This window comes from Lelliottia nimipressuralis (assembly GCF_004402045.1).
GTDB classification, from domain to species: Bacteria; Pseudomonadota; Gammaproteobacteria; order Enterobacterales; family Enterobacteriaceae; genus Enterobacter; species Enterobacter chinensis.
The window spans coordinates 1,178,539-1,203,941 of record NZ_SOMG01000030.1 but is presented as its reverse complement, the minus strand read 5'-3'; the positions used below and the strand labels follow the sequence as shown (position 1 = coordinate 1,203,941).

Here is a 25,403-nt window from a genome sequence, read left to right as displayed (position 1 = left end):
TCTATGAGAAGGTGTTGTATGTTGAACCGTATCCGCGTTGTCACAATGCTCATGATGGTGCTGGTCATTTTCGCACTTCTTCAGCTCATTTCCGGCGGGCTTTTTTTCTCGTCATTAAAACAGAACCAGGACAGTTTCGCGGCCTCAAACGATCTCCGCCTGCAGCAGAGTGAACTCACGTCAACGTGGGATCTGATGCTGCAAACGCGTATCAACCTGAGCCGCTCGTCCGCGCGCATGATGATGGATCCCAACAATCAGCAGAGCAGCGCGAAAACCGATCTGTTGAAAAATGCCCGTGCCACCCTCGCTGACGCCGCGAAACACTACGACGCCTTCAAAAAGATTACCCCGCAGCCTGCGATGGAGCAGGTGAGCCAGAATATTGATGAGAAATACAACGCCTACTTTGCCGGCCTGACAGAGCTGATTCAGTTCCTGGAGAGCGGCAACATGGACGCCTATTTCGCGCAGCCTACGCAAGGGATGCAAAACGCACTTGGCGCGGCGCTGGGGGAATACGCGAAGGTCAGCGGCGATCTGTATCACTCGGCCTTCACTGAAAGCCAGAATGACTACCGCTTTGCGAAATGGCAGATGGCGGTGCTGGCGCTGGCGCTGGTCATTGTGCTGGTGGCGGTATGGTACGGCATTCGCCATATCCTGCTTAACCCTCTCGGCCGCGTTATTGCCCACATTCGTGAAATTGCCGGCGGCGACTTAACCAAAACGCTGACCGTGTCCGGGCGCAATGAGATCACCGAGCTGGCAAACAGCGTTGACCATATGCAGCGTTCGCTCATCGAGACCGTCGCCAACGTGCGTAACGGGTCTGAGGCGATCTATACCGGCACCAGCGAAATTGCGATGGGGAATAACGACCTCTCTTCTCGCACCGAACAGCAGGCGTCCGCCCTGGAAGAGACGGCCGCCAGCATGGAGCAGCTCACGGCGACCGTGAAGCAGAACGCCGATAACGCCCGTCAGGCGTCTCAGCTGGCGGAAAGCGCCTCCGAGACGGCGCAGCGCGGCGGTCGCGTGGTGGATGGCGTGGTCAAAACCATGCACGAAATCGCCGACAGCTCGAAGAAAATTGCCGACATTATCAGCGTGATCGACGGTATTGCTTTCCAGACCAACATTCTGGCGCTGAACGCCGCCGTGGAAGCGGCGCGCGCGGGCGAACAGGGGCGCGGGTTTGCCGTGGTGGCCGGGGAAGTACGTAACCTGGCCAGCCGCAGCGCCAATGCGGCGAAAGAGATCAAATCGCTGATTGAAGATTCTGTCTCCCGCGTGGATACCGGCTCCGTGCTGGTTGAAAGTGCCGGGGAGACCATGAATGACATCGTGAATGCCGTTACCCGCGTGACGGACATCATGGGTGAAATCGCCTCTGCGTCTGATGAGCAGAGTCGTGGTATTGACCAGGTTGCCCTGGCGGTATCGGAAATGGACCGCGTGACACAGCAAAACGCCGCCCTGGTGCAGGAGTCCGCTGCGGCGGCCGCTGCCCTGGAAGACCAGGCGAGCCGTCTGAAGATGGCCGTCTCGGCGTTTCGTCTCGCTTCACTCGCTGGAAACACGGTCACCCCGCAGGCGACGTATCGCGTGCCAGCCGCAGAATCGGCTGCCAACCGTACGCGTACCGCGACGACCGGACAAGATGAAAACTGGGAAACATTTTGACTGACAATTAAACCGCGGCTGCTTGCCGCTTGATGGGAGCGTGGATGTTAAATCGTATTCGTATCTCGACCACACTGTTTTTGATTCTGATCCTTTGCGGTGTGTTGCAGGTTGGCAGTAACGGGTTGTCTTTTTGGGCGTTTCGCGATGGCTATCAGAATTTGCAGGAAGTTGAGGCGAGTAATCAGCAGCGCTCCGCACTGGCACAAACGCGTGCCGTGCTGTTGCAGGCAAGCACTGCGCTGAACAAGGCGGGAACCTTAACCGCGCTGAGCTATCCGCCGGATGACATTAAAGCGCTGATGGCGACCGCGCGTGACAGTCTGAAACAGGCTGATACGCAGTTTAAAGCCTTTACGGCGCAGGCCGCCGACAGCGAGAAAGAGAGAGCGCTGAAGGCCGCGATGAAGACGAACTTTGAGCAGTGGTACAGCGATCTCGACCACCAGGCGACCTGGCTTGAGAACAACCAGCTTTCGGACTTCATGACCGCACCGGTTCAGGCCTCTCAGGCGGCGTTTGACGGCAGCTTTAACGCGTGGCAGCAGGATATTAACCAGTCCGTTCAGCGTGCCGGTGAAGACAGCCGCAAAAGCTATCACATGTCGGGCGTCATCTTTGCCGTGGTTGTGATTCTGGCAGGGCTGCTGACCGGCGGGGCGTTGCTCTGGGCGCGCAGAATGATTGTACAACCGCTGGCGATTGTCAGCAGCCACTTCGACAGCATTGCGAAGGGTGACCTGGCGCGTCCGGTGGCGGTGTTCGGTAAGAACGAAATTTCGGCGATCTTTGCCAGCCTGAAGGCGATGCAGGGATCGCTCAGGGAAACGGTATCCGATGTGCGTCAGGGCAGTTATGCCATGCACACCGGGATCTCAGAGATTGCGGCAGGCAATAACGATCTCTCCTCCCGCACCGAGCAGCAGGCAGCTTCGCTGGCGCAGACGGCGGCCAGCATGGAGCAACTGACCGCGACGGTAAGCCAGAACGCCGATAACGCGCGTCAGGCGTCTGACCTGTCAAAACAGGCGGCGATGACGGCGAAGAAGGGCGGCGATCAGGCCTCTCACGTCGCCAGCACCATGCAGGAGATTGCCACCAGTTCGCAGAAAATTGGTGACATCATCAGCGTGATTGACGGTATCGCGTTCCAGACCAACATTCTGGCGCTGAATGCCGCCGTTGAAGCGGCGCGTGCCGGAGAGCAGGGGCGCGGGTTTGCGGTGGTGGCGGGGGAAGTGCGTAACCTGGCGAGCCGCAGCGCCAACGCGGCAAAAGAGATTAAGGTGCTGATTGAAGAGTCGGTCTCGCGCGTTCAGCAGGGCTCAACGCTGGTGGACACGGCGGCGAAAACCATGCACGAGATTGTCACCTCCGTCACGCGGGTGAACGACATCATGGGCGAAATTGCCTCGGCGTCGGACGAGCAGCGTCGCGGCATTGAGCAGGTTGCCCAGGCCGTCAGCCAGATGGATCAGGTGACGCAACAAAACGCCTCGTTAGTCGAGGAAGCGGCAGCGGCAACCGATCAGCTGGCCAGCCAGGCGGATCGCCTGACCGGGCTGGTCGCGGTATTTAATGTGAAAGAGCACGTTGAAGCAGTAACAGAAGTCGGGCGGTCGCAGGCCGTGCCAGTTGTATCCTGAATGTAATTAAGAAGGCGCTATGACATCACCAATGCCCCCTGGGCAAACGTCATTATTGTTGCAGATGACACAGCGCCTCGCGCTGTCCGACGCGCATTTTCGTCGGATATGTCAGTTAATCTACCAGCGTGCGGGGATCGTGCTTGCGGATCATAAGCGAGACATGGTCTACAACCGTCTGGTGCGGCGCTTGCGTACGCTGGGGCTGGATGATTTTGGTCGCTATCTGAGCATGCTCGAGGCGAACCAGAACAGCGCAGAGTGGCAGGCTTTCATTAACTCCTTAACCACCAACCTGACGGCGTTTTTCCGTGAAGCTCACCACTTCCCGGTACTGGCAGAGCACGCGCGCCGTCGCACCGGAGAGTATCGCGTCTGGAGTGCGGCTGCCTCGACGGGCGAAGAGCCTTACTCACTGGCGATTACCCTTGCAGACACGCTGGGAATGACGCCCGGACGCTGGAAAGTTTACGCCAGCGATATCGATACCGAGGTGCTGGAGAAGGCGCGCAACGGTGTTTATCGCCAGGATGAGCTGAAAACGCTGTCGCCGCAGCAGCTGCAGCGTTATTTCATGCGCGGGACAGGCCCGCATGAAGGCCTGGTACGCGTACGCCAGGAGCTGGCGAACTGCGTGGAGTTCGCGCCCGTTAACCTGCTGGATAAGCAGTACAACGTGCCGGGGCCGTTCGACGCCATTTTTTGCCGTAACGTCATGATCTATTTTGATAAAACGACGCAACAGGACATTCTGCGTCGGTTTGTTCCGTTGCTCAAGCCTGACGGTTTACTGTTTGCCGGGCACTCGGAAAACTTCAGCAACCTCGCGCGTGAGTTTAGCCTGCGTGGGCAAACGGTATATGCGCTGAGTAAGGAAAAAGCATGAGTAAAATCAGGGTGTTGTCTGTCGATGATTCAGCGCTGATGCGTCAGATCATGACTGAAATTATCAATAGCCACAGCGACATGGAGATGGTGGCTACAGCGCCTGATCCACTGGTAGCGCGGGATTTAATTAAAAAATATAACCCCGATGTGCTAACGCTGGATGTCGAGATGCCGCGCATGGATGGCATAGATTTCCTCGAAAAGTTAATGCGACTTCGGCCCATGCCGGTGGTGATGGTCTCCTCCCTGACCGGGAAAGGCTCGGAAATCACCCTGCGCGCGCTGGAGCTGGGGGCGGTGGATTTTGTCACTAAACCGCAGCTCGGCATTCGTGAAGGGATGCTGGCGTACAGCGAAATGATCGCTGAGAAGATCCGCACCGCGTCGCGCGCAAAGCTTGCCGCCCACACGCCGATGGCCGCGCCGGTAACCCTGAAGGCCGGTCCCTTACTCAGTTCGGAAAAACTGCTGGTCATTGGGGCGTCAACCGGAGGAACAGAGGCAATTCGCCATGTACTCCAGCCATTGCCGCTTTCAAGTCCGGGTATTCTGATCACTCAGCATATGCCGCCAGGTTTTACCCGATCGTTTGCCGAACGCCTGAACAAGCTGTGCCAGATCAGCGTGAAAGAGGCGGAAGACGGCGAGCGCGTGCTCCCGGGACATGCCTATATCGCCCCGGGTGACAAGCATATGGAGCTGTCGCGCAGCGGCGCTAACTATCAAATCAAAATTCATGACGGACCGCCGGTTAACCGGCACCGTCCGTCGGTGGATGTGCTGTTTCATTCGGTGGCGAAACATGCGGGGCGCAACGCCGTTGGGGTGATCCTGACGGGGATGGGCAACGACGGTGCCGCCGGAATGCTTGCAATGCACCAGGCTGGCGCCTGGACGATTGCGCAGAATGAAGCAAGTTGTGTGGTGTTCGGCATGCCGCGCGAGGCCATCAATATGGGTGGCGTGAGCGAAGTGGTCGATCTTAGCCAGGTAAGCCAGCAGATGCTGGCGAAAATCAGTGCCGGACAGGCAATACGTATTTGACTCAGGAGTATTATTTTATGGCGGATAAAGAGCTTAAGTTTTTGGTTGTGGATGACTTTTCCACCATGCGTCGCATTGTGCGCAACCTGCTGAAAGAGCTGGGCTTCAACAACGTTGAAGAAGCAGAAGACGGCGTTGATGCGCTGAACAAACTGCAGGCTGGCGGATTTGGTTTTGTTATCTCTGACTGGAACATGCCAAACATGGACGGTCTGGAACTGCTGAAAACCATTCGTGCCGATGCGGGAATGGCGTCTATGCCGGTTCTGATGGTCACTGCGGAAGCGAAAAAAGAGAACATCATTGCCGCTGCACAGGCGGGCGCAAGCGGCTATGTGGTGAAGCCATTCACCGCGGCAACCCTGGAAGAGAAGCTCGGTAAGATCTTCGAGAAACTCGGCATGTGAGGTGATGGAAATGTTGCAACCTGCTATGAAACCCGTTGAAGAACACTCGCCGAGCGATATCATCGTCCGCATCGGCAGCCTGACGCGCATGCTGCGTGACAGCCTGCGTGAGCTGGGTCTGGATCAGGCGATTGCCGAAGCGGCGGAAGCGATTCCTGATGCCCGCGATCGTCTGGACTACGTTGTGCAGATGACCGCCCAGGCCGCTGAACGTGCGCTGAACAGCGTTGAAGCATCACAGCCGCACCAGGATGCGATGGAAAAGGGGGCGAAAGCGCTGAGCAAACGCTGGGACGAGTGGTTTGAAAACCCTATCGAGCTGGCGGATGCCCGCGAACTGGTGACGGATACCCGTCAGTACCTGGGTGATGTGCCGGGCCACACCAGCTTCACCAACGCCCAGCTGCTGGACATCATGATGGCGCAGGATTTCCAGGACCTGACCGGTCAGGTGATCAAGCGCATGATGGATGTTATCCAGGAGATTGAGCGTCAGCTGCTGATGGTTCTGCTGGAGAACATCCCGGAACCGGCAGCTCGTCCAAAACGCGAGAACGAAAGCCTGCTCAATGGGCCACAGCTCGACGCCAGCAAAGCGGGCGTTGTGGCGAGCCAGGATCAGGTCGACGACCTGCTGGACAGCCTCGGCTTCTGATTGTCCATTCCGCCTCAGGAGGTTAATGCCCCCTGAGGTGGTTTGCGACAAAATCACCGAAAAGAGCCCGAATAAACGGGCTTTTCCCGCCATTGGATTTCCGCTGCGCTGGCATGATACCCGTGACGTAATGGGCTGAGCATGCACTGTGGCAGAAGAGAACGACGACAAAACGGAAGCCCCCACACCCCACCGACTAGAAAAGGCGCGTGAGGAAGGGCAGATCCCCCGATCCCGAGAATTGACCTCCCTGCTGATCCTTATCGTAGGCGTGTGCATTATCTGGTGGGGTGGGGAGTCGCTCGCCCGCAAGCTGGCGGGAATGCTCTCAACCGGCTTACGGTTTGACCACAGCATGGTCAACGATCCGAATCTGATCCTCAGCCAGATTATTCAGCTTATCAAAGGGGCCATGGCCGCGCTGTTGCCCCTGATTACCGGGGTTGTGCTGGTCGCGTTGGTTTCCCCGGTGATGCTGGGCGGTCTGGTTTTTAGCGCCAAATCGCTGCAGCCGAAATTTTCTAAACTGAACCCGCTGCCGGGCATTGCAAAAATGTTCTCTGCCCAGACCGGGGCTGAGCTGCTCAAAGCCGTTCTCAAATCGGTGCTGATGGGCAGTTCCGCGGGGTTTTACCTCTGGTACCACTGGCCGGAAATGATGCGTCTTATCAGCGAATCGCCGCTCACCGCGATGAGCAACGCGCTGAACCTGGTTGGGCTCTGCGCGCTGCTGGTGGTGCTCAGCATTATCCCGATGGTGGGTTTTGACGTGATCTTCCAGCTTTATACCCACTTTAAGAAACTGCGGATGTCACGTCAGGACATCCGTGACGAATACAAGCAGATGGAAGGTGACCCGCACGTGAAAGGGCGTATCCGCCAGATGCAGCGTGCCGCCGCCCGTCGCCGCATGATGGACGATGTGCCGAAGGCCGACGTCATCGTTACCAACCCGACACACTATTCCGTTGCGCTGCGCTATGACGAAAACAAAATGAGCGCGCCGAAAGTGGTGGCGAAAGGGGCGGGACTGATCGCACTGCGTATCCGCGAAGTTGGCACCGAACATCGCGTGCCAATCCTCGAAGCCCCTCCGCTGGCGCGTGCCCTGTACCGCCATGCGGATATTGGACAACAGATCCCCGGGCAACTCTACGCCGCCGTGGCGGAAGTTCTGGCCTGGGTATGGCAGTTGAAGCGCTGGCGTCTGGCCGGCGGTCAACGGCCTGTGAAACCTGAGAACCTTCCGGTGCCTGCCGCGCTGGATTTTATGAACGAGAAGGACACTGATGGCTAATCTGGTGGCAATGTTGCGCCTGCCCGGCAACCTGAAATCGACCCAATGGCAGATCCTTGCCGGGCCGATTCTGATCCTGCTAATTCTGTCGATGATGGTACTGCCGCTCCCGGCGTTCATCCTCGATCTGCTTTTCACTTTCAACATTGCGCTGTCCATTATGGTGCTGCTGGTGGCGATGTTCACCCAGCGTACCCTGGAGTTCGCCGCGTTCCCGACCATTCTGCTGTTTACCACCTTGCTCCGACTGGCGCTGAACGTGGCTTCCACGCGTATCATTCTGATGGAAGGCCACACCGGTGCGGCAGCGGCGGGTAAAGTGGTGGAGGCGTTCGGCCACTTCCTGGTGGGCGGTAATTTCGCTATCGGTATCGTGGTGTTCGTTATCCTCGTTATCATCAACTTTATGGTTATCACCAAAGGTGCAGGGCGTATCGCGGAAGTGGGCGCGCGTTTTGTGCTGGACGGGATGCCGGGCAAGCAGATGGCGATCGACGCCGACCTGAACGCCGGGCTTATCGCCGAAGATGAAGCCAAAAAACGCCGTTCGGAAGTGACGCAGGAAGCGGACTTCTACGGCTCCATGGACGGTGCGAGTAAGTTTGTGCGCGGTGACGCCATCGCGGGCATTCTGATCATGGTGATTAACGTGGTCGGCGGCCTGCTGGTGGGGGTATTGCAGCACGGGATGGACATGGGCCACGCGGCGGAAAGCTATACGCTGCTGACCATTGGTGACGGTCTGGTCGCGCAGATCCCGGCGCTGGTTATCTCCACGGCGGCGGGTGTGATTGTCACCCGCGTCAGTACTGACCAGGACGTTGGCGAGCAGATGGTGGGCCAGCTCTTCAGTAACCCGCGCGTTATGCTGCTGGCCGCTGCCGTTCTGGGTTTACTCGGCCTGGTGCCGGGGATGCCAAACCTGGTGTTCCTGCTGTTTACCGCGGGGCTGCTGGGGCTTGCCTGGTGGATGCGTGGCCGTGAGACCAAACCGTCAGCGGAACCTGTTCCGGTAAAAATGCCGGAGAACACCCAGGCCGTAGAAGCGACCTGGAACGACGTTCAACTGGAAGATTCCCTGGGAATGGAAGTCGGATATCGCCTGATTCCGATGGTCGATTTCCAGCAGGATGGCGAGCTGCTTGGTCGTATCCGCAGTATTCGTAAAAAATTCGCGCAGGATATGGGCTTCCTGCCGCCGGTTGTGCACATCCGGGACAATATGGACCTGCCGCCCGCGCGCTATCGCATCCTGATGAAAGGTGTCGAAATTGGCAGCGGTGATGCCTATCCGGGCCGCTGGCTGGCGATTAACCCCGGCACGGCAGCAGGCACGCTGCCGGGCGAGCAAACCATCGATCCGGCCTTTGGCCTGGCCGCTATCTGGATTGAAAGTGCCCTGAAAGAGCAGGCGCAAATCCAGGGTTATACGGTGGTAGAAGCCAGTACCGTGGTGGCGACCCACCTTAATCACCTGATTGGGCAATTCTCAGCAGAGCTGTTTGGCCGTCAGGAAGCGCAGCAGCTGCTCGACCGCGTCACGCAGGAGATGCCGAAGCTGACCGAAGATCTGGTCCCGGGCGTGGTGACGCTGACCACGCTGCACAAGGTGCTGCAAAACCTGCTCGACGAAAAAGTGCCGATCCGCGATATGCGCACCATTCTGGAAACGCTGGCAGAGCATGCGCCAATCCAGAGCGATCCGCACGAGCTGACGGCGGTAGTGCGCGTGGCGCTGGGACGTGCGATCACCCAGCAGTGGTTCCCGGGCACCGGGGAAGTGCAGGTTATTGGTCTCGATACGCCGCTTGAGCGTCTGCTGCTTCAGGCCCTGCAGGGCGGTGGCGGGCTGGAGCCGGGCCTGGCGGACCGTCTGCTGGCGCAAACGCAGGAGGCGCTGGCGCGTCAGGAGATGCTGGGCGCGCCGCCGGTGCTGCTGGTGAACCACGCGCTGCGTCCGCTGCTGTCGCGCTTCCTGCGTCGCAGCCTGAACCAGCTGGTCGTGCTGTCGAATCTGGAGCTGTCGGATAACCGTCATATCCGCATGACCGCGACGATTGGAGGAAAATAATGCGTAAATGGTTATGGATTTTGCTCTTCCCGCTGGCAGCGCAGGCTGCCGGGGGAGGCACCTGGCAGGCAAGCAGCATGGGCGTGACGCTCAGCAACCGGGGTGTGGCTATGTCATCTAACCCGCTGTCGCCTTCTGACGCGGTTTCCGGCCAGATGGGCCTTGTGGTCTGGAACTACAGGCTGATTGGCCCAACGCCTGCCGGGCTGCAGGTGCGCCTCTGTTCTCAGACGCGCTGCACGGAAATCGACGGAGAAAACGGTACGACGCAGGCGTTCAACGGCGTGCCTGCCATTGAACCTTTGCGTTTTATCTGGGAAGTGCCGGGCGGGGGACGTTTGATCCCGGCGCTGAAGGTGCAGAGTAATTCCGTCATCGTGAACTACCGCTGACGGTCGTATTATCAGGACTGCAAAAAACAAAACCCGGCGATTGCCGGGTTTCTTTTTTACATACGCTCTACGGTTTCGATACCCAGGGTATCCAGACCCAGCTTCAGGGTCTTCGCCGTGAGCTGCGCCAGCTTCAGGCGGCTGTTGCGGACCGATTCATTTTCCGCAGACAGAATAGGGCAGTGCTCGTAGAAGCCGGAGAACAGGCCCGCCAGATCGTACAGGTAAGCACACATCACGTGCGGTGTGCCGTCACGCGCAACAACCGTCAGCGTCTCTTCGAACTGCAGCAGACGCGCCGCCAGCTGTGCTTCACGATCTTCAGTGATGGTCACGGCAGCATTCGCCAGCGCGCTTTCGTCGATATTGGCTTTACGGAATACCGAGAGCACGCGGGTATAGGCGTACTGCATGTACGGCGCGGTGTTGCCTTCAAACGCCAGCATGTTATCCCAGTCGAAGATATAGTCGGTGGTACGGTTCTTGGAGAGATCCGCGTATTTCACCGCGCCGATACCCACGGCGTTCGCCAGTTTTTCCAGTTCATCGGCCGGCATGTCCGGGTTCTTCTCAGCCACCAGGCGACGGGCGCGTTCCAGCGCTTCGTCCAGCAGGTCGGAGAGTTTTACGGTACCACCCGCGCGGGTCTTGAACGGCTTGCCGTCTTTGCCCAACATCATGCCAAACATGTGGTGTTCCAGCGGAACGCAATCTGGCACGTAACCGGCTTTACGCACTATCGTCCACGCCTGCATCAGGTGCTGGTGCTGACGGGAATCGATGTAGTACAGCACGCGGTCGGCGTGCAGCGTTTCGTAACGGTATTTCGCGCAGGCGATATCGGTGGTGGTGTAGAGGTAGCCGCCATCCTTTTTCTGGATGATCACGCCCATCGGTTCGCCTTCCTTGTTTTTGTACTCATCAAGGAACACTACCGTTGCGCCTTCGCTCTCAACCGCCAGGTTTTTTGCTTTCAGGTCGGCCACAATGCCCGGCAGCATCGGGTTATAGAGGCTTTCACCCATTACGTCGTCACGGGTCAGGGTCACGTTCAGACGGTTATAGGTGAGCTGGTTCTGAGACATGGTGATGTCAACCAGCTTGCGCCACATCTCGAGGAAGTATTGATCGCCGCCCTGCAGTTTTACCACGTAGCTGCGCGCGCGTTCGGCAAAGGCTTCGTCTTCATCGTAGTGTTTTTTGGCTTCGCGATAGAACCCTTCCAGGTCCGCCAGCGCCATTTCACCCGCGTTTTCCTGCTGCTGTTTTTCCAGGTAGGCAATCAGCATGCCGAACTGGGTACCCCAGTCGCCCACGTGGTTCGCGCGGATCACCTTGTGACCGAGGAACTCGAGCGTGCGCACTGCGGCATCACCGATGATGGTGGAGCGCAGGTGGCCAACGTGCATCTCTTTCGCCACGTTAGGGGCAGAGTAGTCGATCACGACGGTCTGCGCTTCCGGCTGGGAAACACCCAGACGGTCAGATTTCAGCGCCGCGTCAACGTGGCCGGCCAGGAACGCAGGTTCCAGGAAGATATTGATAAAGCCCGGGCCGGCAATTTCGGTTTTGCTGGCAATGCCGGTGAGATCCAGATGCGTCAGTACCTGCTCAGCGAGCTGTCGCGGCGGCATGCCCAGTTTTTTAGCCACTGCCATCACGCCATTAGCCTGATAGTCGCCAAACTGTACTTTTGCTGACTGACGAACCTGCGGTTCGCAATCCGCAGGCGCACCTGCGGCAATCAGTGCCTGACTGACTTTTTCGGAGAGAAGAGCCTGAATATTCACCTGGATACCTTACGTTTTTGATGCGGGCTTACAACCGCCCGCGCCAGTTAAAGAATTTAGGGCGGGAGTATACTGCAAATGCCTTCTGGCGTCAGCATCGCGGGGGCCGAAGATTGTTCAGAATCCAGGCTAAGAAGGAGTGCATAATCATGCAGTCATAAAAAGCCGTATTCTGCGGTTGGTCAAAACAGGGCAACAGAGTAAATTAGCGCCTTTGCGACCCGAAAAGAGACTGATTTATGGCGAACTGGCAATCCATTGACGAACTGCATGATATTTCCGCAGATTTACCGCGCTTCACCCAGGCGTTCACAGAACTTGCCACCCGTCTTGGTCTGGATATCGCGCCGCTTGAGGCCGATCACATCTCTTTGCGCTGTCATCAAAACGCGACCGCCGAGCGCTGGCGTCGCGGGTTCGAACGGTGTGGTGAGCTGCTGTCCGAGAATATCATTAACGGTCGCCCCATTTGCCTGTTCAAACTGCATCAGCCTGTCAGCGTGGCACACTGGCAATTCACCGTAGTTGAACTGCCGTGGCCGGGTGAGAAACGCTATCCGCACGAAGGCTGGGAGCATATCGAAATTGTCCTGCCGGGTGAGCCGGAAACGCTGAACGCGCGCGCGCTGGCCCTGTTATCCGACGAAGGCTTAAGCAAGCCGGGGATCTTTGTTAAGACGAGCTCCCCCAAAGGTGAACGCGAGCGGTTACCGAACCCGACGCTGGCCGTCACGGACGGACAGGTCACAGTGAAGTTTCATCCGTGGACCATCGAGCAGATTGTTGCCAGTGAAGCCTGAGAGTTGTGATTCCACGCTGAGACCGCAAGCGGTCAGCGTGTCATGATGGTGCGTTACGTCGATTTTAAGGAGGATTGAATGGCGCTGCTGGAGATTTGTTGTTACAGCGTGGAGTGTGCCGTGACGGCACAACAGCAGGGTGCTGACCGCATTGAACTGTGCGCGGCCCCGAAAGAAGGTGGGTTAACGCCTTCGTACGGCGTGTTGAAGTCTGCCCGTCAGGCTGTCACTGTTCCGGTACACCCGATTATTCGTCCTCGCGGCGGTGATTTTTGTTACACGCCGGGCGAGTTCGGTGCCATGCTTGAAGATATCACCCTCGTGCGCGATCTGGGATTCCCCGGGCTGGTGATCGGTCTGCTTGATGAAGACGGTCAGGTCGATTTGCCGCGTATGCGTCAGGTCATGGACGCCGCGAAAGGGATGGCCGTCACTTTTCATCGCGCGTTTGATATGTGTAAAGATCCCCTGCAAGCGTTTGAAACGCTTGCCGAACTGGGTGTGGCGCGCATCCTGACATCAGGACAGCAGGCCTCTGCTGAAAAAGGACTGCAATTAATTACGGAACTAAAAGCACATTCCGGTGTTCCAATAATAATGGCGGGCGCGGGAGTTCGTGCCAGCAATCTGGAACTGTTTTTAAACGCCGGGGTAGAAGAGCTTCACAGCTCGGCAGGCAAATGGATGCCGTCACCCATGCGTTATCGCAATACAGGGTTGTCAATGTCGACGGATGCTGAAGCGGATGAGTACTCACGCTACGGTGTAGATGGAGAGTCGGTTGCGGAAATGAAGTCGCTGATTGAGCGCCATCACGTGTAGCAACGTACCGATTTTTACCGCGCATCATGTCGCCCAATATGATGCTTGCTTGTACCAGGCCCCTGCAATTTCAACAGGGGCCTTTTTTTCTCCTGTGCCCGGTGGCGCTGCGCTTACCGGGCCTACAAAAGCGATGGTAGGCCGGGTAAGGCGCAGCCGCCACCCGGCTAAAAGGCTACGGCTTGGTCGCTATCAGTACCGCACGCATCGGGGCCGGATAGCCTTCAATGGTTTTGCTGTGGTCGGCCGGGTCAAGGAACTGCTCCAGCGATTCGGTGATCATCCAGTCGGTGCGGCGTTGTTCCTCGATTGAGGTCACGCTCACGTCGGCAATCCGCACATCCACAAACCCGCATTTCTCAAGCCAGTTCTTCAGCGCCAGCGCGGAAGGGATGAAGTAAACGTTGCGCATCTGCGCGTAGCGATCGCCCGGCACCAGAACGGCATGTTCATCACCTTCAATGACCAGCGTTTCCAGCACCAGCTCGCCGCCGCTGACCAGCTGGTCTTTCAGTTGCCACAGGTGTTCAAGCGGGGAACGACGGTGATACAGCACGCCCATGGAGAACACGGTATCAAATGCTTTCAGGGCAGGGAGTTGCTCAATGCCCAGCGGCAGCAGGTGCGCGCGCTGGTCATTACCCAGCAATTTACGCACCGCCTCAAACTGGCACAGGAAGAGCTGCATCGGGTCAATACCTACGGCCAGATGTGCCCCCGCGCCAATCATGCGCCACATGTGGTAACCGCTGCCGCAACCCACGTCGAGAATGGTGCGCCCGGTCAGGTCGGAAAGGTGGGGCAGAACGCGATCCCATTTCCAGTCAGAGCGCCATTCGGTATTGATGTTCACGCCGTATAGTGAGAATGGCCCTTTGCGCCACGGCATCAGGTTACGCATCAGCGTTTCGATGCGGTTGACCTGACCTGGCGGGAGTGGTTCTTCACTCTCTGCGGTCACGCTGTGCAGGAGATCCAGACGATGCGGGGTCAGCTCGGGCAGAAACTCCACCGCATTAGACCATTGCTTTAACAAGCCGTGCTGCTGATCACGCTGCCAGGCGGCAATCTGCGCAGGCAGCGTCTCCAGCCAGTGTGAAAGCTGGTTTTTGGCAATCAGCTGGTAGAAGTTGCTGAATTCGGTCATGCGGATTCTCCCGATTTCAGCGCCACCAGAGAGCCAAAGTTAAAGCACTGGAACCACAGTTCGCTATGCTCAAATCCGGCCTGACGCAGGCGCGCTTTATGGGTTTCCACAGAGTCCGTCAGCATCACGTTTTCGAGCATGCTGCGTTTTTGGCTGATCTCCAGCTCGCTGTAGCCGTTCGCACGCTTGAAATCGTGGTGCATATTAAACAGCAGCTCGCCAACCTCGGCATCTTCAAAGCTGAATTTCTCGGAGAGCACCAGCGCGCCGCCAGGATTCAGCCCTTTATAAATTTTGTCCAGCAGCAGCTGGCGGTCTTCAGGCACCAGGAACTGAAGGGTGAAATTCAGCACCACCATCGACGCGTTATTGATCTCGATATCACGGATATCGCCTTCCACCACGTCCACCGGAACAGGGGCTTTGTAAGCGTCAATATGGCGACGGCAACGTTCAACCATGGCCGGGGAATTATCGACGGCAATGATTCGGCAGCCTTCATGGCGAACATTACGACGAACCGACAGCGTTGCCGCGCCGAGCGAGCAGCCCAGGTCATAGATCGTCGTGCCGGGGTGAACGAAACGCTCAGCCAGCATACCGATCATAGAGATAATATTGGAATAACCGGGAACAGAGCGCTGGATCATATCCGGGAAGACTTCGGCTACCCGTTCATCGAAGGTCCAGTCGCCCAGGCTGGCGATAGGCGCGGAAAAAAGCGTGTCGCGATCTGACATAACGTAAAAATCCGGGAAAAATAAAGTGGCGTATTGTGCGCTAATGGAGGGAGAAAACCAACTCCCACGGCATATACCACAGGTTAGCCAGCACCATCAGCAAAAGCGAACACCAGGTCGCACTCATGCCGGAACGACGCCAGCGGATCAAGCGGTGGTGAAAACCGTAATAATGCATTAGCCGGCCAGCAATCAGAAGCAGGCCACAGATGTGCACCATCCAGGTTTCTGCGCCATTCATCTCCATAAAAAGCAGCAGGATCAAGGCTGCGGGGATGTATTCGACCGCATTACCGTGAATGCGGATAGCGCTCTGTAGCTCGGAAAATCCACCGTCACCGTAAGAGACACGGTACAGCGTTCTGAGGCGCACAACATCAAATGAAAACTTAATCAGCAGTAATGCACCTAACACCGCATACAGCGCGCTGACCATACAAACTCCCTGTTTTTGGCAGATAGCACTTCACTATGATAGGGGGTGATATCAGAAAAGAGAAGATTGTTGTGGGATGGAAGGGGCGTTACCCACGGACGGAACCGCAGCCTGTAAGGCTTGCCACAGTGCATCGACCAGTTCGGGGGCCTGGGCGATATCCGGCGTGTGCAAAAAGAGATACGGCGTGGTGGTGTGTTCCCATTTCGCTAATGTTTGCAGCCAGACGGCGAACATCTCCTGGTTTTGCTGCATATTATCGCTGCCGATAAACCTGACCATGGGGTTACGTGCGGTCACCAGGGCATGAACAGGCACTTTGGGCTTTTTACGCTGCGCATCGATGATGGCTTCACTGTGCGGTATAGCGCTGTGCACCGGACGGCTGTCGAGGATCACCCGGTTAACGGAACGTTCAAGCAGGCCGCGATTAAGCGCTTTTTCAGCTTCACCTTTTGCAAAAAACTCAGGATGTCTGACTTCTACGCCGTAGGTAAACGTCCGGGGCAGCGTATCAAGAAACTGCCAGAGTGCAGGCAGATCGCGCGGACCAAAGACGGCAGGTAGCTGTAGCCAGTACTGACCAATGCGATTCGCCAGCGGCGACATGCGCGTAAAAAATTCTTCGGTCAAATCCCCGCAGTTGCGCAGCGCAGCCTGGTGGGAAATGGTGGCCGGAAACTTGAAGCAGAAGCGGAAGTCGTCGGTGGTTTGTTCCCGCCATCGCGCCACAATCTCTGCTTTGGGAAGCGCGTACAGGGTAGTGTTACCCTCGACGCAGTTGAAGTGCCGGGCATATTCCTCAAGGCTGGTGATGCCAAGGCGCACCCATTTCGGGTGCGACCATTGGGGCAAACCGACATACATCATAGCGCGCTGATAATCTCATCCGTGCTGCGCACGCGGCCGATGCGCGGGAAGATATGGGTCATACTTCCCTGGTGCTGCTCCGCGGAGGCCGCGCTGCAGGCATCTTCAGCAATCACCAGATTAAAGCCCAGCTCCCACGCGTTACGGGCGGTAGACTCCACACCGATATTGGTGGAAATGCCGCACAGGATGATGGTGTCTATGCCGCGACGGCGCAGCTGCAGCTCGAGATCGGTACCGTAAAATGCGCCCCACTGGCGTTTAGTCACTTCGATATCGCTATCACGTTTGCCGAGTGAGACCGGATACGACCACCAGTTTTCCGGTAGAGAATGTGCCGCAGCCTGAGCGTCGACGGGCTGTTTTAAGGCTTCGGCGAAATCGGCGGACCAGCCGACGCGCACCATGAAAACAGGGGCACCGCTGGCGCGACATTTTTCCGCCAGGCGGGCGGCGCGGCTGACGACATCGTCCGCGGTGTGCGGACCCCCGGCAAAGGGCAGAATGCCTTCCTGTAAATCAATCACGACAAGCGCGGTTTTGCTGGCATTAAGTGTTAACATCGTTACTCCCGTAAAATTAATCACTTCCTGACACCATACGACGTGATGGCCTGTTATCGGTCGGATAATTTTGTTAATTTTTGTGAGAATGCGCAATAAGAGTGCAGCAAACGACCGTCTGGCCGTGGTTCGCACTTATCGTCCGGCGGAATTTCCAGTATAATAGCCGCCTTTTTTCATCCAGTTGTGACATACAGAAAGCTGCGACATAGTAGCCTGCATACCAGGCGACATTTAGCCTGCGGCTAATTAAGGGATATCTCATGCGTACAGAATATTGCGGGCAGCTGCGTCAGTCCCACGTCGGACAGCAGGTCACCCTGTGTGGTTGGGTCAATCGTCGTCGTGATCTTGGTAGCCTTATCTTCATCGATATGCGCGACCGCGAAGGTATCGTTCAGGTGTTCTTCGATCCCGATCGCGCAGACGCGTTGAAGCTGGCTTCTGAGCTGCGTAATGAGTTCTGCATTCAGGTCACCGGCACCGTGCGTGCGCGTGACGAGAAAAACGTCAACGCCGACATGGCGACGGGCGCCATTGAAGTGCTGGCGTCCGATCTGACGATCATCAACCGTGCAGAAGCGCTGCCGCTGGACTCCAACCACGTCAACACTGAAGAAGCGCGTCTGAAATACCGCTACCTGGATCTGCGTCGTCCGGAAATGGCCCAGCGCCTGAAAACCCGTGCGAAAATCACCAGCCTGGTGCGTCGCTTTATGGATGACCACGGTTTCCTTGATATCGAAACCCCGATGCTGACCAAAGCCACGCCAGAAGGCGCGCGCGATTACCTGGTTCCATCCCGCGTTCATAAAGGCAAATTCTACGCGCTGCCACAGTCTCCGCAGCTGTTCAAACAGCTGCTGATGATGTCCGGCTTCGATCGCTACTATCAGATCGTAAAATGCTTCCGCGACGAAGACCTGCGTGCTGACCGCCAGCCAGAATTTACCCAGATCGATGTGGAAACCTCCTTCATGACCGCCGAGCAGGTGCGTGAAGTGATGGAAGCCCTGGTGCGTAGCCTGTGGAACGACGTGAAAGGCGTTGAGCTGGGTGATTTCCCAATCATGACCTTCGCGGAAGCCGAGCGTCGCTACGGCTCTGATAAACCGGACCTGCGTAACCCGATGGAGCTGGTGGACGTGGCTGACCTGGTGAAATCTGTAGAGTTCGCCGTATTCGCGGGCCCGGCCAACGATGCCAAAGGCCGCGTTGCAGCGCTGCGTGTACCGGGCGGTGCGGCACTGAGCCGTAAGCAGATCGACGACTACGGCAACTTCATCAAGATCTACGGCGCGAAAGGTCTGGCCTATATTAAAGTGACCGAGCGTGCGAAAGGTCTGGAAGGTATCACCAGCCCGGTCGCGAAATTCCTGAACGCGGACATCGTGGAAGCGATCCTTGAGCGCACCGGCGCGCAGGACGGCGATATGATCTTCTTCGGCGCAGATAACAAGAAAGTCGTTGCGGATGCGATGGGCGCGCTGCGTCTGAAGCTGGGCAAAGACCTGAACCTGACCGATGAGAACAAATGGGCGCCGCTGTGGGTCATCGACTTCCCTATGTTTGAAGACGACGGTGAAGGCGGCCTGACCGCGATGCACCACCCGTTCACCTCGCCAAAAGACATGACGGCGTCTGAACTGAAAGCAGCGCCAGAAGATGCGGTCGCTAACGCCTACGATATGGTCATCAACGGCTACGAAGTGGGCGGGGGTTCCGTGCGTATTCACAGCGGTGAAATGCAGCAGACCGTGTTCGGCATCCTGGGCATTAACGAGCAGGAGCAGCGCGAGAAATTCGGCTTCCTGCTGGACGCGCTGAAATACGGTACGCCTCCGCACGCGGGTCTGGCTTTCGGTCTTGACCGTCTGACCATGCTGCTGACCGGCACTGATAACATCCGTGATGTTATCGCCTTCCCGAAAACCACCGCAGCGGCGTGTCTGATGACCGAAGCGCCAAGCTTTGCCAACCCGGCCTCTCTGGCCGAGCTGGGCATTGAAGTGGTGAAGAAGGAAGAGAAAAACTGATATGGCATATAAGCTTCCCGTTTCTGTTCTGGTTGTCATTTATGCAGAAGACACGAAGCGGGTGCTGATGTTGCAGCGGCGCGATGATCCTGATTTCTGGCAGTCGGTTACCGGTAGTCTGGAAGAGGGGGAAACCGCGTCGCAGGCCGCCGCGCGCGAAGTAAAGGAAGAGGTCGCCATTGATGTTGCCCGCGAGCAACTGACCCTGAAGGACTGTCAGCGCACGGTGGAGTTTGAAATTTTTAGCCATTTACGTCATCGCTACGCGCCGGGTACCGAGCGCAACACGGAATCCTGGTTCTGTCTTGCACTCCCCCACGAGCGGGAGATCGTGTTTACCGAACACCTGACCTACCGCTGGGTGAATGCGGCGGATGCCGCCGCACTGACCAAGTCGTGGAGCAACCGGCAGGCGATTGAAGAATTTGTAATTAACGCTGCCTGAAAAGGCGCGCTCTTTGAGGATATTTTTATGGCAGGTCATAGTAAGTGGGCCAACACCAAACACCGCAAAGCGGCACAGGATGCCAAGCGCGGTAAGATCTTTACCAAAATCATTCGCGAGCTGGTGACAGCAGCGCGTCTGGGCGGCGGCGATGCGGGTTCTAACCCTCGTCTGCGTGCAGCGATCGATAAAGCGCTGTCTAACAACATGACGCGTGACACCCTGAACCGTGCTATCGCACGTGGCGTGGGCGGTGATGAAGACGCGAACATGGAAACCATCATTTATGAAGGTTACGGTCCTGGCGGTACGGCGGTAATGGTTGAATGTCTGTCAGACAACCGTAACCGTACCGTAGCGGAAGTGCGCCACGCGTTCACCAAAACCGGTGGCAACCTGGGCACTGACGGTTCCGTTGCTTACCTGTTCAGCAAAAAAGGCGTCATCTCTTTCGAGAAAGGCGACGAAGATGCGATCATGGAAGCGGCGCTGGAAGCGGGTGCGGAAGATGTAGTGACCTTCGACGATGGTGCTATTGACGTTTACACCGCGTGGGAAGAGATGGGCGCCGTACGTGATGCGCTGGAAGCGGCTGGCCTGAAAGCAGACAACGCTGAAGTCTCCATGATCCCGTCTACCAAAGCGGACATGGATGCGGAAACCGCACCAAAACTGCTGCGACTGATCGACATGCTCGAAGACTGCGATGACGTGCAGGAAGTGTATCACAACGGTGAAATCTCTGATGAGGTTGCAGCGACTCTCTAATGAGAGCGTCTAAATCCGTTACAGGAGACGCGTGATGTCGATTATCCTTGGGATTGACCCCGGCTCGCGCGTCACCGGTTATGGCGTTATCCGTCAGGTGGGACGCCAGCTAACCTACCTCGGCAGCGGGTGTATTCGCACCAAAGTGGACGATCTGCCGTCACGCCTTAAGCTCATTTATGCGGGCGTGTCGGAGATCATCACCCAGTTTCAGCCAGATTTTTTCGCTATCGAACAGGTTTTTATGGCGAAAAACGCCGATTCGGCGCTAAAGCTCGGTCAGGCGCGAGGGGTCGCCATCGTGGCTGCGGTGAACCAGGATTTGCCGGTGTTCGAATACGCGGCAAGACAGGTCAAGCAGACGGTGGTGGGCATCGGTAGCGCGGAGAAAAGCCAGGTGCAGCACATGGTGCGAACCTTGCTTAAGCTCCCTGCGAACCCGCAGGCGGACGCCGCGGATGCGCTGGCTATCGCGATTACCCACTGCCACATCAGCCAGAACGCGATGCAAATGAGCGAGTCGCGGCTCAATCTGGCGCGAGGCAGGTTACGATAATAGTAAATCAGGCTGGATGTTTATCCAGCCTTTTTTTATTATGTCGCAAGTAAAAATTTTCCAGAACGCAGGAGCGTCACGTGATAGGCAGACTCAGAGGCATCATCATTGAAAAACAACCCCCGTTAGTGCTGCTGGAAGTGGGTGGCGTGGGCTATGAAGTCCATATGCCAATGACCTGCTTCTACGAGCTGCCGGACGCGGGCAAAGAGGCGATTGTCTTTACTCAGTTTGTAGTGCGTGAAGATGCTCAGCTGCTGTACGGCTTCAATAACAAACAGGAACGCACCCTGTTCCGCGAGCTGATTAAAACCAACGGGGTGGGGCCGAAGCTGGCGCTGGCAATTTTATCCGGCATGTCAGCCCCGCAGTTTGTGAATGCCGTTGAGCGAGAAGATCCTGCGGCGCTGATTAAGCTTCCTGGCATCGGCAAGAAAACCGCCGAGCGCCTGATTGTCGAGATGAAAGACCGCTTCAAAGGGCTGCATGGCGATCTCTTCACCCCGGCTGCCGATTTGGTGCTGACGTCCCCAGGCGCGCCTGCGACGGATGACGATGCCGAGCAGGAAGCGGTTGCTGCGCTGGTGGCGCTGGGCTATAAACCTCAGGAGGCCAGCCGTATGGTGAGCAAAATTGCCAAACCGGATGCCAGCAGTGAAACCCTGATTCGTGAAGCGCTGCGCGCTGCATTGTGAGGTAAAGGATGATTGAAGCAGACCGCCTGGTGTCGGCAGGCACCCTTCAGGCAGAAGACGTGGTGGATCGCGCTATCCGCCCGAAACTGCTTGATGAGTATATCGGCCAGCCGCAGGTACGTTCTCAGATGGAGATTTTCATCCAGGCGGCAAAACTGCGCGGCGATGCGCTCGATCACCTGCTGATTTTTGGCCCTCCGGGGTTGGGGAAAACCACGCTGGCGAATATCGTCGCCAATGAGATGGGCGTCAACCTGCGCACCACCTCCGGCCCGGTGCTGGAGAAAGCGGGGGATCTGGCGGCGATGCTGACCAACCTCGAACCGCATGACGTGCTGTTTATCGATGAGATCCACCGTTTGTCACCGGTGGTGGAAGAGGTGCTTTATCCGGCAATGGAAGATTACCAGCTGGATATCATGATTGGTGAAGGCCCGGCTGCGCGCTCCATCAAAATCGATCTCCCGCCGTTTACTCTGATTGGCGCAACGACCCGCGCCGGATCGTTGACCTCTCCGCTGCGTGACCGTTTTGGCATTGTGCAGCGTCTGGAGTTTTATCAGGTGCCTGACCTGCAGCACATCGTCGGGCGCAGTGCGCGCTACATGGGGCTGGAAATGAGCGAAGAGGGGGCGTTTGAAGTAGCGAAGCGTTCCCGCGGCACGCCGCGTATTGCTAACCGCCTGCTGCGCCGCGTGCGTGACTTTGCCGAAGTGAAGCATGATGGCTCGATTTCCGCCGAGATTGCCGCGCAGGCGCTGGATATGCTGAACGTCGATGCAGAAGGTTTTGACTATATGGACCGCAAGCTGCTGTTGGCGGTGCTGGACAAGTTCTTTGGCGGTCCGGTGGGGCTGGATAACCTGGCGGCGGCTATCGGTGAAGAGCGCGAAACCATCGAAGATGTGCTTGAGCCCTATCTTATCCAGCAGGGCTTCCTGCAGCGCACCCCGCGTGGACGCATGGCAACGGTGCGGGCGTGGAATCACTTCGGCATTACGCCACCGGCAATGCCGTAATATTGTTCCCTCTCCGTGTGGGAGAGGGTCAGGGTGAGGGCATCAGCGCCCTCCGTGTTAATTTGCCGTCTTCTTCATCATACTGAAGATAAACAGCACCGCCGCACTCAGCACCACAGACGGCCCCGCAGGCGTGTCATAGAACGCCGAGAAGGTTAACCCACCCGTTACCGCAACCATCCCGACGATAACCGCCACACCTGCCATCTGCTCCGGCGTACGGGCGAAACGACGCGCCGTGGCGGCAGGGATGATCAGCAGCGAGGTAATAATCAGCGCGCCGACAAACTTCATCGCTACACCGATCGTTAACGCCGTCACCAGCATCAGCAGCAGTTTCACGCGCTGCAGCTTCACGCCATCAACAAATGCCAGGTCCGGGCTGACGGTCATCGCCAGTAAATTACGCCATTGCCAGAGCAAAATCCCCAGTACTACAACCACGCCTATAGCGATGGCGATCAGATCGTCCGGCGTCACGGCCAGCAGGTCACCAAACAGGTAGGCCATCAGGTCGACGCGGATATTCGACATCAGGCTGACCACCACCAGACCCAGGGACAGGGCGCTGTGCGCCATAATGCCGAGCAAAGTATCAATGGCGAGGTGAGGGCGTTTTTCCAGCCAGACCAGACCGGCCGCCAGCAGCAGCGTGACCACAATCACCGCGTAGAAAGGATTCACATCCAGCAGCAGACCAAAGGCAACACCCAGCAGAGACGCATGCGCCAGGGTGTCACCGAAGTAGGACATTCTACGCCACACCACAAACGAGCCCAGCGGCCCTGCGGCGCAGGCAAGCATAATCCCGGCCAGCCAGCCGGGCAGTAACAGTTCAATCATGAGTGTCCATTTCCCCGGCGCAGGACAATTCGTCCCTGTAAATCATGGCGGTGATTGTGATTATGGCGATAGATTCCCAGCTGCTCTGCACCCCGATGGCCGAACATCGAAATAAACTCCGGGTGCATTGACACCACTTCAGGCGTACCGGAGCAGCATATATGATGGTTGAGACACAGCACTTCGTCGGTTTTAGCCATCACCAGATGCAGATCGTGGGACACCATCAGCACCGCGCAATTCAGTTCCCGGCGCAGCTGGTCGATAAGGTCGTAAAGCGCGACCTGGCCATTAACGTCGACGCCCTGGGTTGGCTCATCCAGTACCAGCAGCTGCGGGCTGCTCAGCAGCGCGCGGGCAAGTAAAACACGCTGTGTTTCACCGCCGGACAGTTTTTGCAGCGGCGCATCGACAAGGTGACCCGCCTGTACGCGTTTCAGTGCCGGGAGGATGTCTGCTTTCCGCGTGCCGGGGCGCAGACGCAGGAAACGGCTGACCGTCAGCGGTAGCGTGGCGTCGAGGTGAAGCTTTTGCGGCACATAGCCGATACGCAATTTTTCCTCACGAACGATCACGCCTTCATCGGGGACGACCAGACCCAGCACCACGCGCACCAGGGTGGATTTACCGGCGCCATTGGGCCCGAGCAGCGTCAGAATTTTGCCGGGCTTCAGATCAAGCGACACGTCAGAGAGGACGCGGCGCTGGCCAAATGAGACCGAAATATTTTCAAGAGAAACCAATGTCGTCATGTCATTTTAAGCTTGAAGAAGTCAACGAATGTTATAATATCACATTCCACGCATTCACTACGATGATTAGTCGCATTATGTTACATAAAAATACGCTTCTTTTCGCAGCATTATCCGCTGCCCTTTGGGGTTCAGCAGCACAAGATGTTAACGCCGCTGTTGTCGCTTCGCTTAAACCGCTCGGTTTCATCGCCTCGGCCATTGCAGATGGGGTAACGGAAACCCAGGTTCTGCTTCCCGACGGGGCCTCCGAGCATGACTATTCCCTGCGTCCATCAGATGTAAAACGCTTACAAAACGCAGACTTAGTTGTGTGGATTGGTCCAGAGATGGAAGCGTTTATGCAGAAGTCTGCAAAACAGATTGCTGGCGAAAAACAGGTCGCCATTGCCTCTCTGCCCGGCGTAAAACCGCTGCTCATGAAAGGGGCTGACGACGACGGTGACGAACATGACCATCACCCTGCAGACGCTGAAAAAGGTGATGGAGATCACCATCACGGCGAGTACAACATGCATCTTTGGTTATCCCCAGAGATAGCGCGGCTTTCGGCGGTTGCAATCCATGACAAATTAGTGGAACTTATGCCGCAAAGTCGAGCCAAACTTGACGCCAACCTGAAGGATTTTGAGGCACAATTAGCCGCAACCGATAAGCAGGTAGGTAATGAGCTCGCACCGTTGAAAGGAAAAGGGTATTTCGTTTTTCATGACGCCTATGGCTATTACGAAAAACACTACGGCCTGACCCCGCTGGGTCACTTTACCGTCAACCCTGAAATTCAGCCTGGTGCGCAGCGTTTACATGAAATCAGAACACAGCTGGTTGAGCAAAAAGCGACATGCGTTTTTGCTGAGCCACAGTTCAGGCCAGCGGTCGTTGAAGCCGTGGCCAGGGGGACAACCGTGCGCATGGGAACCCTTGACCCGCTAGGTACGAATATCCAGTTGAGCAAAGCGAGCTATTCGCAGTTCCTCAGCCAACTGGCGAACCAGTATGCGAGCTGCCTGAAAGGAGATTAACGAGGAAGTGAAT

26 protein-coding genes are annotated in these 25,403 nt (G+C 57.0%); 18 read left to right on the top strand and 8 right to left on the bottom strand.

The window, feature by feature from the left end; translation table 11 throughout:
* Positions 1-18: 18 nt before the first annotated feature.
* The 9 genes from tar to flhE all read left to right on the top strand — a co-directional run bounded on the left by tar (position 19) and on the right by flhE (position 10,086).
* Positions 19-1,686 (top strand): methyl-accepting chemotaxis protein II, encoded by a 1,668-nt coding sequence (gene tar / locus E3U32_RS23340; RefSeq protein WP_134350695.1) that lies wholly within the window; start codon positions 19-21, stop codon positions 1,684-1,686.
* 44 nt (positions 1,687-1,730) lie between these two features.
* Complete coding sequence (tap, locus tag E3U32_RS23335) at positions 1,731-3,332, top strand: methyl-accepting chemotaxis protein IV (RefSeq protein ID WP_134350694.1); 1,602 nt, start codon at positions 1,731-1,733, stop codon at positions 3,330-3,332.
* 19 nt (positions 3,333-3,351) lie between these two features.
* The gene (cheR, locus tag E3U32_RS23330; RefSeq protein WP_023312253.1) at positions 3,352-4,218 is read left to right on the top strand and encodes a protein-glutamate O-methyltransferase CheR; all 867 of its coding nucleotides are present in this window, start codon (positions 3,352-3,354) and stop codon (positions 4,216-4,218) included.
* A complete protein-coding gene (locus E3U32_RS23325; protein WP_063143692.1) occupies positions 4,215-5,264 on the top strand; it encodes a protein-glutamate methylesterase/protein-glutamine glutaminase in 1,050 nt (349 codons plus the stop codon). The genes cheR and E3U32_RS23325 overlap by 4 nt, the downstream gene beginning before the upstream one ends.
* Before the next feature lie 17 nt (positions 5,265-5,281).
* On the top strand, positions 5,282-5,671 hold the full coding sequence (cheY, locus tag E3U32_RS23320; protein WP_008500431.1) for a chemotaxis response regulator CheY: 390 nt from the start codon (positions 5,282-5,284) through the stop codon (positions 5,669-5,671).
* Positions 5,672-5,681: 10 nt separating this feature from the next.
* On the top strand, positions 5,682-6,326 hold the full coding sequence (cheZ, locus tag E3U32_RS23315; RefSeq protein WP_023312251.1) for a protein phosphatase CheZ: 645 nt from the start codon (positions 5,682-5,684) through the stop codon (positions 6,324-6,326).
* 148 nt (positions 6,327-6,474) lie between these two features.
* Entirely contained in the window at positions 6,475-7,623 is a 1,149-nt protein-coding gene (gene flhB / locus E3U32_RS23310) for a flagellar biosynthesis protein FlhB (RefSeq protein ID WP_134350693.1), read from the top strand.
* The gene (gene flhA / locus E3U32_RS23305) at positions 7,616-9,694 is read left to right on the top strand and encodes a flagellar biosynthesis protein FlhA (RefSeq protein WP_134350692.1); all 2,079 of its coding nucleotides are present in this window, start codon (positions 7,616-7,618) and stop codon (positions 9,692-9,694) included. The genes flhB and flhA overlap by 8 nt, the downstream gene beginning before the upstream one ends.
* Positions 9,694-10,086: a flagellar protein FlhE gene (gene flhE / locus E3U32_RS23300; RefSeq protein WP_134350691.1), complete on the top strand. Its 393-nt coding sequence runs from the start codon at positions 9,694-9,696 to the stop codon at positions 10,084-10,086. The genes flhA and flhE overlap by 1 nt, the downstream gene beginning before the upstream one ends.
* Before the next feature lie 56 nt (positions 10,087-10,142).
* On the opposite strand, the gene argS is transcribed toward flhE, so the two are convergent.
* Positions 10,143-11,876, bottom strand: coding sequence for an arginine--tRNA ligase (gene argS / locus E3U32_RS23295; protein ID WP_134350690.1), 1,734 nt, complete (start codon positions 11,874-11,876; stop codon positions 10,143-10,145).
* A gap of 239 nt (positions 11,877-12,115) precedes the next feature.
* On the opposite strand from argS, the gene E3U32_RS23290 reads away from it, so the two are divergent.
* Both E3U32_RS23290 and cutC read left to right on the top strand, forming a co-directional pair.
* Complete coding sequence (locus E3U32_RS23290; protein WP_134350689.1) at positions 12,116-12,676, top strand: VOC family protein; 561 nt, start codon at positions 12,116-12,118, stop codon at positions 12,674-12,676.
* A gap of 78 nt (positions 12,677-12,754) precedes the next feature.
* Complete coding sequence (gene cutC / locus E3U32_RS23285; RefSeq protein ID WP_134350688.1) at positions 12,755-13,498, top strand: copper homeostasis protein CutC; 744 nt, start codon at positions 12,755-12,757, stop codon at positions 13,496-13,498.
* A 175-nt stretch (positions 13,499-13,673) separates the two neighbouring features.
* On the opposite strand, the gene cmoB is transcribed toward cutC, so the two are convergent.
* Genes cmoB through E3U32_RS23260 form a run of 5 tightly spaced genes read right to left on the bottom strand, consistent with a single transcriptional unit; the run spans position 13,674 to position 17,254 of the window.
* Positions 13,674-14,645 (bottom strand): tRNA 5-methoxyuridine(34)/uridine 5-oxyacetic acid(34) synthase CmoB, encoded by a 972-nt coding sequence (cmoB, locus tag E3U32_RS23280; RefSeq protein ID WP_134350687.1) that lies wholly within the window; start codon positions 14,643-14,645, stop codon positions 13,674-13,676.
* The gene (cmoA, locus tag E3U32_RS23275; protein WP_134350686.1) at positions 14,642-15,385 is read right to left on the bottom strand and encodes a carboxy-S-adenosyl-L-methionine synthase CmoA; all 744 of its coding nucleotides are present in this window, start codon (positions 15,383-15,385) and stop codon (positions 14,642-14,644) included. The genes cmoB and cmoA overlap by 4 nt, the downstream gene beginning before the upstream one ends.
* Positions 15,386-15,425: 40 nt before the next feature.
* Entirely contained in the window at positions 15,426-15,821 is a 396-nt protein-coding gene (locus tag E3U32_RS23270; RefSeq protein ID WP_021240443.1) for an MAPEG family protein, read from the bottom strand.
* 51 nt (positions 15,822-15,872) lie between these two features.
* Positions 15,873-16,691, bottom strand: coding sequence for a DUF72 domain-containing protein (locus E3U32_RS23265; protein WP_134350685.1), 819 nt, complete (start codon positions 16,689-16,691; stop codon positions 15,873-15,875).
* The gene (locus E3U32_RS23260) at positions 16,688-17,254 is read right to left on the bottom strand and encodes a hydrolase (protein ID WP_134350684.1); all 567 of its coding nucleotides are present in this window, start codon (positions 17,252-17,254) and stop codon (positions 16,688-16,690) included. The genes E3U32_RS23265 and E3U32_RS23260 overlap by 4 nt, the downstream gene beginning before the upstream one ends.
* Positions 17,255-17,517: 263 nt before the next feature.
* Between E3U32_RS23260 and aspS the strand changes: the two genes are divergently transcribed.
* The 6 genes from aspS to ruvB all read left to right on the top strand — a co-directional run bounded on the left by aspS (position 17,518) and on the right by ruvB (position 22,773).
* On the top strand, positions 17,518-19,290 hold the full coding sequence (aspS, locus tag E3U32_RS23255; RefSeq protein ID WP_134350683.1) for an aspartate--tRNA ligase: 1,773 nt from the start codon (positions 17,518-17,520) through the stop codon (positions 19,288-19,290).
* 1 nt (position 19,291) lies between these two features.
* Complete coding sequence (gene nudB, locus E3U32_RS23250) at positions 19,292-19,735, top strand: dihydroneopterin triphosphate diphosphatase (protein WP_047345934.1); 444 nt, start codon at positions 19,292-19,294, stop codon at positions 19,733-19,735.
* Positions 19,736-19,762: 27 nt separating this feature from the next.
* Entirely contained in the window at positions 19,763-20,503 is a 741-nt protein-coding gene (locus tag E3U32_RS23245; RefSeq protein WP_010432574.1) for a YebC/PmpR family DNA-binding transcriptional regulator, read from the top strand.
* A 34-nt stretch (positions 20,504-20,537) separates the two neighbouring features.
* Positions 20,538-21,059, top strand: coding sequence for a crossover junction endodeoxyribonuclease RuvC (gene ruvC, locus E3U32_RS23240; protein WP_134350682.1), 522 nt, complete (start codon positions 20,538-20,540; stop codon positions 21,057-21,059).
* Positions 21,060-21,139: 80 nt separating this feature from the next.
* A complete protein-coding gene (gene ruvA / locus E3U32_RS23235) occupies positions 21,140-21,754 on the top strand; it encodes a Holliday junction branch migration protein RuvA (protein ID WP_023617042.1) in 615 nt (204 codons plus the stop codon).
* 8 nt (positions 21,755-21,762) lie between these two features.
* Complete coding sequence (gene ruvB / locus E3U32_RS23230; RefSeq protein WP_047345932.1) at positions 21,763-22,773, top strand: Holliday junction branch migration DNA helicase RuvB; 1,011 nt, start codon at positions 21,763-21,765, stop codon at positions 22,771-22,773.
* Positions 22,774-22,830: 57 nt separating this feature from the next.
* Here the strand turns inward: ruvB and znuB are convergent, their stop codons facing one another.
* Both znuB and znuC read right to left on the bottom strand, forming a co-directional pair.
* Positions 22,831-23,616, bottom strand: a complete 786-nt coding sequence (znuB, locus tag E3U32_RS23225; protein WP_134350681.1) for a zinc ABC transporter permease subunit ZnuB — start codon at positions 23,614-23,616, stop codon at positions 22,831-22,833.
* Positions 23,613-24,368: a zinc ABC transporter ATP-binding protein ZnuC gene (gene znuC / locus E3U32_RS23220; protein WP_134350680.1), complete on the bottom strand. Its 756-nt coding sequence runs from the start codon at positions 24,366-24,368 to the stop codon at positions 23,613-23,615. Before znuC ends, znuB begins: the two co-directional genes overlap by 4 nt.
* A gap of 77 nt (positions 24,369-24,445) precedes the next feature.
* Between znuC and znuA the strand changes: the two genes are divergently transcribed.
* Entirely contained in the window at positions 24,446-25,390 is a 945-nt protein-coding gene (gene znuA / locus E3U32_RS23215; RefSeq protein ID WP_134350798.1) for a zinc ABC transporter substrate-binding protein ZnuA, read from the top strand.
* Positions 25,391-25,403: the final 13 nt, after the last annotated feature.

Excerpts from the sequence above, each read along its gene's own strand:
- tar (WP_134350695.1), top strand. The coding sequence starts at position 19 with ATGTTGAACCGTATCCGCGTTGTCACAATGCTCATGATGGTGCTGGTC.
- znuA (WP_134350798.1), top strand. The coding sequence starts at position 24,446 with ATGTTACATAAAAATACGCTTCTTTTCGCAGCATTATCCGCTGCCCTT.
- tap (WP_134350694.1), top strand. The coding sequence starts at position 1,731 with ATGTTAAATCGTATTCGTATCTCGACCACACTGTTTTTGATTCTGATC.
- E3U32_RS23270 (WP_021240443.1), bottom strand. The coding sequence starts at position 15,821 with ATGGTCAGCGCGCTGTATGCGGTGTTAGGTGCATTACTGCTGATTAAG.
- znuB (WP_134350681.1), bottom strand. The coding sequence starts at position 23,616 with ATGATTGAACTGTTACTGCCCGGCTGGCTGGCCGGGATTATGCTTGCC.
- nudB (WP_047345934.1), top strand. The coding sequence starts at position 19,292 with ATGGCATATAAGCTTCCCGTTTCTGTTCTGGTTGTCATTTATGCAGAA.
- cheY (WP_008500431.1), top strand. The coding sequence starts at position 5,282 with ATGGCGGATAAAGAGCTTAAGTTTTTGGTTGTGGATGACTTTTCCACC.
- cmoB (WP_134350687.1), bottom strand. The coding sequence starts at position 14,645 with ATGACCGAATTCAGCAACTTCTACCAGCTGATTGCCAAAAACCAGCTT.
- E3U32_RS23260 (WP_134350684.1), bottom strand. The coding sequence starts at position 17,254 with ATGTTAACACTTAATGCCAGCAAAACCGCGCTTGTCGTGATTGATTTA.
- flhA (WP_134350692.1), top strand. The coding sequence starts at position 7,616 with ATGGCTAATCTGGTGGCAATGTTGCGCCTGCCCGGCAACCTGAAATCG.
- E3U32_RS23325 (WP_063143692.1), top strand. The coding sequence starts at position 4,215 with ATGAGTAAAATCAGGGTGTTGTCTGTCGATGATTCAGCGCTGATGCGT.
- E3U32_RS23245 (WP_010432574.1), top strand. The coding sequence starts at position 19,763 with ATGGCAGGTCATAGTAAGTGGGCCAACACCAAACACCGCAAAGCGGCA.
- E3U32_RS23265 (WP_134350685.1), bottom strand. The coding sequence starts at position 16,691 with ATGATGTATGTCGGTTTGCCCCAATGGTCGCACCCGAAATGGGTGCGC.
- znuC (WP_134350680.1), bottom strand. The coding sequence starts at position 24,368 with ATGACGACATTGGTTTCTCTTGAAAATATTTCGGTCTCATTTGGCCAG.
- flhE (WP_134350691.1), top strand. The coding sequence starts at position 9,694 with ATGCGTAAATGGTTATGGATTTTGCTCTTCCCGCTGGCAGCGCAGGCT.
- cheR (WP_023312253.1), top strand. The coding sequence starts at position 3,352 with ATGACATCACCAATGCCCCCTGGGCAAACGTCATTATTGTTGCAGATG.
- cheZ (WP_023312251.1), top strand. The coding sequence starts at position 5,682 with ATGTTGCAACCTGCTATGAAACCCGTTGAAGAACACTCGCCGAGCGAT.
- cmoA (WP_134350686.1), bottom strand. The coding sequence starts at position 15,385 with ATGTCAGATCGCGACACGCTTTTTTCCGCGCCTATCGCCAGCCTGGGC.
- cutC (WP_134350688.1), top strand. The coding sequence starts at position 12,755 with ATGGCGCTGCTGGAGATTTGTTGTTACAGCGTGGAGTGTGCCGTGACG.
- ruvB (WP_047345932.1), top strand. The coding sequence starts at position 21,763 with ATGATTGAAGCAGACCGCCTGGTGTCGGCAGGCACCCTTCAGGCAGAA.
- E3U32_RS23290 (WP_134350689.1), top strand. The coding sequence starts at position 12,116 with ATGGCGAACTGGCAATCCATTGACGAACTGCATGATATTTCCGCAGAT.
- ruvC (WP_134350682.1), top strand. The coding sequence starts at position 20,538 with ATGTCGATTATCCTTGGGATTGACCCCGGCTCGCGCGTCACCGGTTAT.
- aspS (WP_134350683.1), top strand. The coding sequence starts at position 17,518 with ATGCGTACAGAATATTGCGGGCAGCTGCGTCAGTCCCACGTCGGACAG.